At 61.7% G+C, this 10840-nt stretch carries 9 protein-coding genes; all 9 read right to left on the reverse strand.

Going from position 1 to position 10840, the window contains the following annotated elements; translation table 11 throughout:
* Nucleotides 1–64: 64 nt before the first annotated feature.
* A complete protein-coding gene (locus EOL43_RS03840; protein ID WP_133485742.1) occupies nt 65–589 on the reverse strand; it encodes an EF-hand domain-containing protein in 525 nt (174 codons plus the stop codon).
* Nucleotides 590–714: 125 nt separating this feature from the next.
* Entirely contained in the window at nt 715–1800 is a 1086-nt protein-coding gene (locus EOL43_RS03845; protein WP_133485744.1) for a BMP family ABC transporter substrate-binding protein, read from the reverse strand.
* Nucleotide 1801: 1 nt separating this feature from the next.
* Nucleotides 1802–2581, reverse strand: a complete 780-nt coding sequence (locus EOL43_RS03850; protein ID WP_133485746.1) for an ion transporter — start codon at nt 2579–2581, stop codon at nt 1802–1804.
* A gap of 15 nt (nt 2582–2596) precedes the next feature.
* On the reverse strand, nt 2597–3520 hold the full coding sequence (locus tag EOL43_RS03855; RefSeq protein WP_205669516.1) for an ABC transporter permease: 924 nt from the start codon (nt 3518–3520) through the stop codon (nt 2597–2599).
* A complete protein-coding gene (locus tag EOL43_RS03860) occupies nt 3520–4620 on the reverse strand; it encodes an ABC transporter permease (RefSeq protein WP_133485748.1) in 1101 nt (366 codons plus the stop codon). The genes EOL43_RS03855 and EOL43_RS03860 overlap by 1 nt, the downstream gene beginning before the upstream one ends.
* A complete protein-coding gene (locus EOL43_RS03865; RefSeq protein ID WP_240686451.1) occupies nt 4617–6137 on the reverse strand; it encodes an ABC transporter ATP-binding protein in 1521 nt (506 codons plus the stop codon). The genes EOL43_RS03860 and EOL43_RS03865 overlap by 4 nt, the downstream gene beginning before the upstream one ends.
* Entirely contained in the window at nt 6124–7098 is a 975-nt protein-coding gene (xdhC, locus tag EOL43_RS03870) for a xanthine dehydrogenase accessory protein XdhC (RefSeq protein WP_133485750.1), read from the reverse strand. The genes EOL43_RS03865 and xdhC overlap by 14 nt, the downstream gene beginning before the upstream one ends.
* Nucleotides 7088–9364, reverse strand: coding sequence for a xanthine dehydrogenase molybdopterin binding subunit (gene xdhB / locus EOL43_RS03875; protein WP_133485752.1), 2277 nt, complete (start codon nt 9362–9364; stop codon nt 7088–7090). The genes xdhC and xdhB overlap by 11 nt, the downstream gene beginning before the upstream one ends.
* Nucleotides 9361–10722, reverse strand: coding sequence for a xanthine dehydrogenase small subunit (gene xdhA / locus EOL43_RS03880; protein WP_133485755.1), 1362 nt, complete (start codon nt 10720–10722; stop codon nt 9361–9363). The genes xdhB and xdhA overlap by 4 nt, the downstream gene beginning before the upstream one ends.
* Between the last annotated feature and the right edge of the window lie 118 nt (nt 10723–10840).

Consider the following 10840-nt stretch of genomic DNA (forward strand, 5'->3'; position numbering starts at 1 on the left):
GCCCCGCGTGATGCAGGGCCTGATCTTTCGCTAGCACTCTTTTTCAGAGTGTGACGGGACGCGCTTACTGACGCCCGAAATCCTCGGCTGAGATGACGCCGTCGCCGTTGCGGTCCTGCTTGGGGAACCACAGATCGACGCCTGCGATGAACTCTTCACGGGTGACTTGCCCGTCACCATCAAGGTCGGCGTTTTCGCGGGTCATTGACATGGCGGCGCTGTGTTCACCCATGCCTTGTCCCATACCTTTGCCTTGCCCTTTGCCCTGACCTTGGCCTTTGCCTTGCCCCTGACCTTTGCCTTGCCCATGGCCCTGACCACCGCCTTGGCCGATCCCGTGTTCTTTCATGTCCGCCTCGCGGGCTTCGTCGAAGAGAACATAGTCTTCAGCGTTCAGCACACCGTCATCATCGGCATCGAATGTGTGGAAGATATCGCCACGGCGCTCGCGGGCTTCCTCGATCGAGACCGAGCCGTTTTCGTCCAGATCCCACATCTCGATGAAATGGGCACCGGGCTGGTTTTGCGCCAGTGCGGGTAGTGCAATTACAAGTGCCGCAGTGGCCAGAATGGGGGTTGTTTTGCGCATTGTTACGCTCCGTTTGTTGTCCCTATATTCGTGATACGGAATATGAGTGGGTTTCCGTCGCGCTTTTTGCATAAAAAAATGCCCCACCTTTCGGCAGGGCATTTCGATGCTTTGTGTCGGGTCGATTAGTTCGACGGGATTTCGGCTTCGATGCCCTCGACGTAGAAGCTCATGCCAGCCAGACCGTCGTCGCCATAGTCGGACGCGGTTTCACCGTCTGCCAGCCATGGGGTGCCGTCTTGCTTGTTCAGCGGGCCGGTGAAGGCGTGGTATTCGCCCGAGGCCAGTGCGTCACGCAGGGCTTCTGCTTCGGCTTTCACGTCAGCCGGAACGGCGTCGGTGATCTCGCCGATGCCAACCATGCCAGCGCCAATGCCGTCCCAGGTCGAGACGCTTTCCCAGGTGCCATCCATGACAGCTTTGGTGCGGGCGACATAGTAGGGTGCCCAGTCGTCGATGATCGACGAGACGCGCGGGAACGGGGCGTATTCACCCATGTCCGAGGCCTGACCGAAGGTCACAACGTTGCCAGCTTCCTTGGCGGCTGCCTGCGGTGCGGTCGAGTCGGTGTGCTGCAGGATCACGTCGGCACCTTGCTCGATCAGAGCTTTTGCAGCGTCTGCTTCTTTGGCCGGATCAAACCAGGTGTAGGCCCAGATGATTTTGAACTGAACGTCCGGGTTCACTTTTTTGGCGTGGATGTATGCCGAGTTGATGCCACGGATAACTTCCGGGATCGGGAACGAGGCGATGTAGCCGATGATGTTCGACTTGGTCATCTTGCCTGCAATGTGACCCTGAACAGCGCGGCCTTCATAGAAACGGGCCGAATAGACCGACACGTTGTCCGACTGTTTATAACCTGTGGCGTGCTCAAACTTCACGTTCGGGAACTTTTCGGCCACGGCCAGCGTCGCGTCCATGAAGCCAAACGAGGTGGTGAAGATCAGGTCTGCACCCGACAGGGCCATCTGCGTGATCGGGCCTTCGGCGTTCGATTCCGAAACGCTTTCGACATAGACGGTTTCAACCTTGTCGCCGAATGCGGCTTCAACGGCTTGACGGCCTTTGTCATGTTCATAGGTCCAGCCACCGTCGCCCACGGGGCCGACATAGATAAAGCCGACTTTGGTTTTGTCCTCGGCCACGGCCGCACCGGCCAAACCGGTGGCCAAAGCGGCTGTGGCCAGAAGTGATTTCAATACACGCATGTTAATCTCCCTTGGTGTCTTGAGCAGAATTATTGGTTTCATCAGCGGCGTCTTCGCGGGCTTCGCGCAGGCGACGCTGGATGTTGGTTTCGCTTTCCAGAAGCGCAGTTGTCACGATGGCAGAGGGCACGGCAATCACGCCCAATCCGATGAACAGAACGAAGGTCGTGAAGATACGTCCGCCCCCCGTGATTGGGAACATGTCGCCGTATCCCACAGTTGTGAAACTGGCGACGGCCCACCACAGGCTTTTGGGAATGGACGAGAAAACTTCCGGCTGTGCGTCATGTTCAAAGATATAAATTCCGACCGCTGAAACATAAAGCATAAGTGCGGCGATGACGCCGAAGATCATCAGCTCTCCGCGCACTTGGCGGAAGGCGACCACAAGGCGCTCCATCGCATGGGATCCGCGAAACAGCTTCAGAAGGCGCACAAGACGCAGCAAGCGGAAGGCGCGCACCACCTGCCACTGTGGCGTCAGTAGGGCGATGGCCGGGGCAAAGGCCAGAAAATCGACCAGCCCCCAGAAGCTGAATGCATAGCGCAGCGGGCGTGGAGAGGTGACCAGCCGCAGCACGTATTCGGCCGCAAAGATGACCAGCAGCAAGACCTCGAACTTATACAACAGCCCGCGCAGGTGCTCGGGCAGTTCCGGCATGGTTTCCAATGCAATCGCGATCGCCGACAGCAGGATCAATACATCCATGACACGCGCGACGTTCACACCGCCAAGCGGTTTGTGCCCGTCCAGAATGTCGTGAATGTCAGCTTTGTTCATCAGGGGTCCTGCTGGTTAATGGGTGGCGTGGAATTCACGGCCCAAAGATCCGGGCGCCCCGTGATTGCCGCGCAGCGAAATCACAACCAGCACAAGGATGGTGATCAGATAGGGGCTCATCGCCAAGATCTCGACCGGGATCGGGACGCCTGCGGCTTGAAGGTTCAGCTGCAGAACCGAGATCCCGCCGAACAGATACGCGCCCAGAAGCACGCGCCACGGACGCCAGCTGGCGAAGACCACGATGGCCAGCGCGATCCAGCCCGCACCTGCGGTCATGCCTTCGACCCATTGGGGCACGCGGACAAGGCTGATATAAGCCCCGCCCATCCCAGCACAGGCTCCGCCGAAGGCAATCGCCATCAGGCGGACGCGGATGACCTTATAGCCAAGCGCGTGGGCGGCGTTGTGATTTTCACCCACGCCACGCAGGATCAGGCCCGCACGGGTGCGCGTCAGCACGTACCATGTCAGGGCGACGATGATCAGGCTGACATAGACCATTGGGTCGTGGCGGAACATGATCGGCCCCAGAACCGGAATGTCGGACAGCAGCGGGATCTCCCACTTGGCCATCGTCGGCGCTTTAATGCCCTCGTACGGCTTGCCGATCAGGGCAGACAGCCCCAGCCCGAACAGCGTCAGGCCCAGACCCGTCGCCACTTGGTTCGACTTCAGATACAGGACCAGCACGCCAAACAGCATCGAAAGCGCGGCGCCCGCGACAGCCGCCGCGACAAAGCCGATCGAGGGCGCGCCAGTGTTGACGCCGAATGCGAACCCAACCACCGCGCCGGTGATCATCATGCCTTCCACGCCAAGGTTCAGCACGCCCGATTTCTCGACCACGGCCTCGCCGATTGCAGCCAGAAGGATGGGCGTTGCCGCCACCATGAGCGAGGCCAGAAGCAGAAGCGGGTTAATCTGTCCAAGATCCATCATTTCGCTCCTTCTTTCGCCGCCACTGGCGTTTTCCACCGCACGCGATAATGAGACAGCATGTCCATCGCCAGCAGGAAGAACATCAGCATCCCTTGGAACATCTGGATCGCGGCACCGGGCAGGCCCAGCATCAGCTGCGCCAGCTCGCCACCGATATAGGTCAGGGCCATCAAGAGCCCTGCGAGCAGAATGCCGATGGGATGCAAACGGCCAAGGAAAGCCACGATGATCGCGGTAAAGCCATAGCCTGCGTTAAAGTCGATCGAGACCTGACCCGAGGGGCCGGAAACCTCGAACAGTCCCGCAAGTCCGGCCAGCGCGCCCGAGGTGCCAAGGCAGAACAGGATGAGCCGCGTGGGGTTCACGCCCGCGAACTTGGCAGCCCGCGGTGCCTCGCCCGTCAAGCGGACTTGGAAGCCCAGCATGTGGCGGGTCAGAAGGATGTAGGCAAGGATCACTGCGATGAACGCCGCAGCGACGCCCCAGTGCATGCCGGTGCCCTCAATCAAGTCGGTGTTGTAAGCTGCCGGAAAGTCGCGGAAGTTGCGCGAGCCGGGGAAGCCCATGCCGTCGGGGTTCTTCAGCAGTCCCTGACTGACCGAGGCAAGGATGTTTTCCGCCACATAGACCAGCATCAGGCTGACCAGAATTTCGTTGGTGCCGAACTTCACCTTCAACACGCCGGGGATCATCGCCCACGCCCAACCGCCGATAGCCCCGGCCAGCACCATCGCCGGGAAGATTAGGATGCTTTCAGACGGATAGAAGGCCAGCCCGACAGCGGCGCCACAGATGGCACCCATGATGTACTGACCCTCGGCTCCGATGTTCCAGATCCCTGCGCGGAAGCCCAAGGACAGGCCGATGGCAATCAAGATCAGGGGGCCAGCTTTGACCAACAACTGCGGGCGCGAATAGGGCCCGAAGGTCTCGTGAAACAGCGGATCCCAGAAGATCGTGCGAATGGCTTCAAGCGGGTCTTTGCCCAGCATCCAGAACAGGATGCCGCCTGCGATCATCGTGGCGATCACGGCCAAAACCGGTGTCAGCGTGCCCCAGACTTTGGACGGCTGGGGTCGTTTTTCCAAACGAATCATGCGGCCACCTCACCATCTTCTGCGCCACCCATCATCAGGCCGATTTCCTCGACACTCAGCCCTTGTGTCGGGACCGGACGGGCCAAGCGGCCTTCGTTCAGCGCCGTGAAGCGGTCCGAAATTTCCATCAGCTCGTCCAAATCCTGAGAGATCACGATCACTGCCGCGCCCTTATGCGCCAGATCCAGCAGCGATTGCCGGATCGAGGCCGCAGCCGCTGCATCCACGCCCCAAGTGGGCTGGTTCACCACCAAGACGTCGGGGTTCTGCAACACCTCGCGGCCAATGACGAATTTCTGCAGGTTGCCGCCCGACAGCGATCCGGCGGCGTTGTCCGGGCCGGGGGTGCGCACGTCGAAGGCTTCGATGATGCGACGGGCAAATTTCTCGGTCTTGTTCCAACGCAGAAACCCGCGATCCACCAGCTTTTCACGGACGGACCCGGTCAGCAGCGCGTTTTCGATCAGGCTCATTTCGGGCGCTGCCGAATGGCCCAGCCGTTCTTCTGGCGCCGTCAAAAGCCCACGCGCACGACGCGCGCCGGGGGACAGCGTGTTGATCTCTTCGCCTGCCAGCGTAATGGATCCGTCTTGCGCACGGGCCTCGCCCGACATGACGGCCAACAATTCGTCCTGCCCATTCCCCGCGACACCGCCAATGCCAAGAACCTCGCCCTTACGCACCTCAAGCGAGACGTTGCGCAGGTCGGTGCCAAACTCGCTGGGCGAGGGCATCGAGACGCCCGAGAGGGACAGTGCGACCGCACCCGGTTCCGCTGGATCGCGCGAGGGGACGTGCAGCTTGTCGCCCACCATCAGTTCGGCCAGTTCACGCGCGGATTTCTCGCGCGGATCGCAGGTGTCGACCACCACGCCGTGCCGCAGGATCGTCGCGTGTTCACACAGAGCGCGGATTTCTTCCAGCTTGTGCGAGATGTACAGGATCGACGTCCCTTCGGAGGTCAGTTTCCGCAGGGTTTCGAACAGGATCTCGACCTCTTGCGGGGTCAGAACGCTGGTCGGTTCGTCCATGATCAGAAGCTTGGGGTTCTGAAGCAGGCAGCGAATGATCTCGACCCGTTGGCGTTCGCCTGCGGACAGGTCGCCCACGATCCGGTCGGGGTCCAGCGGCAGGCCATAGGCTTGGCTCACTTCGCGAATGCGGCTGGCCAATTCACGCGTGCTGGGCGGGTTGTCCATGCCAAGCGCAATGTTTTCGGCAACCGACAGCGCGTCAAACAGGCTGAAATGCTGGAACACCATCGCAACACCGGCAGCGCGGGCTGCGGCGGGGTTCACCGGCGTGAAATCATCTCCATTCAGGGTCATCTGACCCGCGTCTGGTTTTACCAGCCCGTAGATCATCTTCACCAGCGTGGATTTGCCCGCGCCGTTTTCCCCCAAAAGGGCGTGCACTTCGCCGGGCAACAGCGAAAACGAAACCTGATCGTTGGCTAAGACGCCGGGATAGGCCTTGGTAAGGCCCTCCAGTGTCATCAGCGCATCACCTTGACGCATGTCCCCTGTCACTGAACACTCCCCTGTCGAGTTTATTGTTATATGCGACGCTCTTAAGTAGCGCGGTCCCAACCCCCAGAGCAATGGCCTGCGGGTGTTTTCCCAAGCTCGGATCACCGATTGGGCAGTTGATTTGATCAATTTCTGTGCGGTGATGCCCCAAAGCGGTCAGACGTGTTCTGAAACGCGCCCATTTGGTGGCGGATCCGATCAATCCGGCGCTGGCAAACCTATGCGAAAGAATCGCGTGGCAGATTTCGAGGTCCATCATGTGGCTATAGGTCAGCACAAGGTGGTGGGCATCAGCGGGGGCCAGCGTGACGGCCTTGGCCGGATCGGGGGCAGGCAGGCAAGTGACGCCGACGGGTATGTTGTCGGGAAAGCGCGTCAGGTCCACGTCGACCCATGTGATTGCAAGGTCGGGCAGCGGCGCGAGGGTCTGGACCAGCGCGCGTCCGACATGGCCCGCGCCATAGATCCAGATCGGGGTCTGTGGGCGGGTGACGGGTTCGACCATCCAGCCTTGCGTTAGGGCGGGTTCGGGGATCACGCCTTGATTGCGGGCCTTTGCGAGTGTGCGGCTGATGGCAAGCGGCGGGGTGTCGTCTGCGGTCATTGAGCGCGCATGAACCGGGCTATCTGCCAGACGGGGCAGGTCCTCGGCGCAATAGAGTTCGGTTAAAAGCGTCACAGCGCCACCGCAGCATTGGCCGAGTGCAGGGCCAAGAGGCAGACGGACCATGCGGGTCGTCTGACCTTGCAGAAGCTGCGCGCGCGCGTCGTTTGCCGCGCGATATTCCAGCTCTCCTCCACCGATTGTGCCAGATTGCCCGTCCGCCCAGACCAGCATCGCCGCCCCAACCTCGCGCGGGGTTGATCCAGCGGTGTCTGCGACCACCACGCGGGCCACGGGGCCATGCGCTTGAATGGTGCGGTCAAGTTCGGGCAGATCAATCGCCATCGCGCACCCTTTCCACAGCGGACAGAACCTCTTCCGCTGTTGCGGGCGCGTTCATGTCGTGGAACCCGTCGCCGCAGGCCGCGACGGCATCCGCCAGTGCCAGCCATGCGGAAATGCCCAGCATGAAGGGCGGTTCGCCCACCGCTTTCGAGCGGAAGATTGTGTCTTCGTGATTGGGCTGATCCCATAGGTCGACGTTGAAGATGCGTGGCCGGTCAGAACATGCCGGGATCTTATATGTCGATGGCGCATGGGTGCGCAGAACGCCCTTGTCGTCCCAGACCAGTTCCTCGGTCGTCAGCCAGCCGACGCCCTGCACATAGCCGCCCTCGACCTGCCCGATATCCAGCGCTGGGTTCAGGCTGGTGCCCGCGTCATGTAGGATATCGGTCCGCAGCACGCGGTTTTCGCCGGTCAGCGTGTCGATCACCACCTCGGTCAGCGCCACGCCATGGGCGAAATAGAAGAATGGCCGCCCCTGACCTTTGGCGCGGTCCCATGTGATCTCGGGCGTTTTGTAAAAGCCCGTGGCGGATAGGCTGACGCGCGCCTCATAGGCCATCTGGGCGGCCTCTTGGAACAAGACGCTCTGCGCCGGGCCATGCACTTGCCCATCCGCAAAAGTGATCTCGGCGGGCGTGCATTGCCAGATCTGCGCCAAATGCTCGGCCATGCGCGCGCGGATCGTCAGGCAGGCTTTCTGCACCGCCATCCCGTTGAGGTCCGACCCAGAGGACGCCGCCGTGGCCGAGGTATTGGGCACTTTCGCCGTGTCCGTCGCGGTGATTTTCACCAGCTCCATCGGCACGCCAAAACTACGCGCGGCCACCTGTGCCACCTTCTGGAACAGCCCTTGCCCCATCTCGGTCCCACCGTGGTTCATCTGGATCGAGCCGTCCTGATACACATGCACCAGCGCGCCCGCTTGGTTCAGGTGGGTCAGGGTGAAGCTGATCCCGAACTTGACGGGCGAGAAGGCCAAGCCTTTTTTCAGCAAAGGATTTTCGGCGTTGAAGGTCGCAACTTCGGCGCGCCGCTGCGCATAATCCGCACGCTGCAACAGTGCATCCGTCATGGCGGGGATGTGGAAGCCCTGAATTTCCTGCCCGTAATGGGTGGTCTGTCCGTCGCGGTAATAGTTCACCCGTCGCACGTCCATCGGGTCCAACCCGCGCGCGCGGGCGATGTGGTCCATGATCCGCTCAATCCCAAACACTCCTTGCGGCCCGCCAAACCCGCGAAACGCGGTGGCCGAGGCCGTGTGTGTCTTCAGCCGATGGCTTTCAATTCGCACATCCGACAGGAAATAGGCATTGTCCGCGTGCAGCATCGCGCGATCCGCCACCGGCAGCGACAGGTCCTGCGCCCAGCCGCAGCGGGCCAGCTGGGTGACGTCCAGCGCGACCAGCCGCCCGTCATCATCCACGCCTGCACGGTATGTGATGCGGAAGTCATGGCGCTTGCCGGTGATGACCATGTCATCATCGCGGTCATAGCGCATTTTGCAGGGCCGTCCGGTTTGGCGCGCGGCCACGGCGCAAGCTACGGCGAGCGCGTTGCCTTGGCTTTCCTTGCCGCCAAAACCGCCACCCATACGGCGCGTCTCGACCCGAACCGCGTGCATGGGGACGCCGATCGCGTGGGCCACCTTGTGCTGGATTTCCGTGGGGTGCTGGGTCGAGCTGTTGACCAGCATGTCGCCGTCATCTTGCGGCACCGCCAGCGCAGCTTGGCCTTCCAGATAGAAATGCTCTTGCCCACCCATCTCGAAGCTGCCCTCGATGATGTGGGGGGCAGCGCTCATCGCCGTACTCGCGTCACCACGCGACCAGACCACCGGTCCGTTTTCGAACCGGCTGTCGGCGGCTAATGCGTCGTCGATGCTTAGGATTGCTGGGCGCGGGTCGATGGTGATCTGCCCCAACCGCGCCGCCTTGCGTGCGGCCAGATGGCTGGTGGCGACGACCAGAAAGATCGGTTGGCCGTGATAGAAGACCTCGCCCTGCGCCAGCAAGGGTTCGTCATGGATCGAGGGCGAGACATCATTCTCAAAGGGAAGATCGGCGGCGGTCAGAACCGCGACGACGCCGTCGGCCTCGCGCACTTTTGTCAGGTCTGCGTGGGTGATGACACCGCGCGCCACCTCGCTGAGCCCGAACGCCAGATGCAGACAGTTCGCGGGCAGCGGGATGTCATCTACATAGCGTGCAGCGCCTGTCACATGCAGCGCTGCGGCATCGTGGGGCAGGGGGGCTCCGGTGCTCATGACGTCACCTCCAGCACCGAGGTTTTGGCTCCTGTTCCCTCATGGAAGCAGCGGATCAGCATATTCTGACAGGCGCGTAGGCGATAGTCGGCAGAGGCCCGCATGTCGGTCATCGGGGTGTAGTCCTTGGCAAAGGCCTGCGCGGCGGCTTCAACACTCGCCAAATCCCACGGCTGCCCGATCAAGGCGTCCTCGACATGGGTTGCCCGTTTCGGCGTGCCCGCCATGCCGCCAAAGGCAATCCGTGCGGTGGCGACCTTGCGGTCCTCAACTGCGATATTGAACGCACCCAGCACGGCGGAAATGTCCTGATCGAACCGTTTCGACAGCTTGTAGACGCGCAGATTGTCTGGCCCGCGCGGGACCGAGATCGCCTCGACAAACTCGCCCGGCTGGCGGTCCTGTTTGCCATAGTCGATGAAGAAGTCCTCCAATGCGACCTGCCGCCGGACGTCCCCGCGCCGCAAATGCAGCACCGCGTCCAGCGCGATCAGCGGCGGTGGTCCGTCCCCGATAGGCGAGCCGTTGGCGATGTTCCCGCCGATGGTGGCGACATTCCGCACCTGAGTGGACGCAAAACGGCGCAGCATCTCGGCAAAATGGGGGAGGTGGTCGAGCATTAGGAGGCGCAATGCCTCGATGCTGACGCCCGCGCCGATATGGATATGCGTGTCGGTGAATTCGACCTGTTTCAGGTCCGCGACACCATTCAGGAAAATCGCTGGGCGAATGTCGCGCAACGCTTTGGTCGACCACAGCCCCACATCCGTCGCCCCGGCCACTAGCGTGGCGTGGGGATGCTCCATCAGCGCCTGCGCCAAGGCGTCCGCCGTCTTGGGGCGCATGGGGGTGTCGTCTGTATCGGGCAGGGCGTGCGCCGCGGCGAACGCGTCGGGCACTGGCGCCTCAGCGGCGCGTTCAGCCGCGCGCACAATCGGCGCGTAGCCGGTGCAACGGCACAGGTTCCCCGCCAGCACATCATCATGCGCCCGGTCCCCATTCAGATGCGCCGTGGCCAAGGACACCGCGATTCCCGGCGTGCAAAACCCACATTGCGATCCGTGTTCTTCGACCAGTGCTTCTTGCACGGGATGTAAGGCGTCGCCGTCCGCCAAAGCCTCGACCGTCGTGAGGGATTTCCCGTCCAGCTGTCCCAGAAACAGGATGCAGGCATTCACCGCCCTCGCGCCATCCGCGTCCCGCAGCATGACCGTGCAGGCCCCGCAATCACCTTCGTTGCAGCCTTCTTTCGTACCGGTCAGACCACGCGTGTCGCGTAGCCAATTCAGCGTGGATTGCGTGGGGTCAACATCGCGCAGGGTCACGCTCTCTCCGTTCAGAAGAAAGGTGATATTCATTGAAACGTCCTGCCGCCTTACCCTGTTGGTGGCCCCGAAGTTAGCGTCCTCGATGCGGCGTAGAAAACGCGCGGGGGTATGTTTTTATGCCTATAGGAAAGCCGGGAAAACGTGATCG

Origin of the sequence: Aliiroseovarius marinus, from assembly GCF_004360145.1 — a bacterium.
Classification (GTDB): Bacteria; Pseudomonadota; Alphaproteobacteria; order Rhodobacterales; family Rhodobacteraceae; genus Aliiroseovarius; species Aliiroseovarius marinus.

Excerpts from the sequence above, each read along its gene's own strand:
- xdhB (WP_133485752.1), bottom strand. The coding sequence starts at position 9,364 with ATGAGCACCGGAGCCCCCCTGCCCCACGATGCCGCAGCGCTGCATGTG.
- EOL43_RS03860 (WP_133485748.1), bottom strand. The coding sequence starts at position 4,620 with ATGATTCGTTTGGAAAAACGACCCCAGCCGTCCAAAGTCTGGGGCACG.
- EOL43_RS03845 (WP_133485744.1), bottom strand. The coding sequence starts at position 1,800 with ATGCGTGTATTGAAATCACTTCTGGCCACAGCCGCTTTGGCCACCGGT.
- EOL43_RS03865 (WP_240686451.1), bottom strand. The coding sequence starts at position 6,137 with ATGCGTCAAGGTGATGCGCTGATGACACTGGAGGGCCTTACCAAGGCC.
- EOL43_RS03850 (WP_133485746.1), bottom strand. The coding sequence starts at position 2,581 with ATGAACAAAGCTGACATTCACGACATTCTGGACGGGCACAAACCGCTT.
- xdhC (WP_133485750.1), bottom strand. The coding sequence starts at position 7,098 with ATGGCGATTGATCTGCCCGAACTTGACCGCACCATTCAAGCGCATGGC.
- EOL43_RS03840 (WP_133485742.1), bottom strand. The coding sequence starts at position 589 with ATGCGCAAAACAACCCCCATTCTGGCCACTGCGGCACTTGTAATTGCA.
- xdhA (WP_133485755.1), bottom strand. The coding sequence starts at position 10,722 with ATGAATATCACCTTTCTTCTGAACGGAGAGAGCGTGACCCTGCGCGAT.
- EOL43_RS03855 (WP_205669516.1), bottom strand. The coding sequence starts at position 3,520 with ATGGATCTTGGACAGATTAACCCGCTTCTGCTTCTGGCCTCGCTCATG.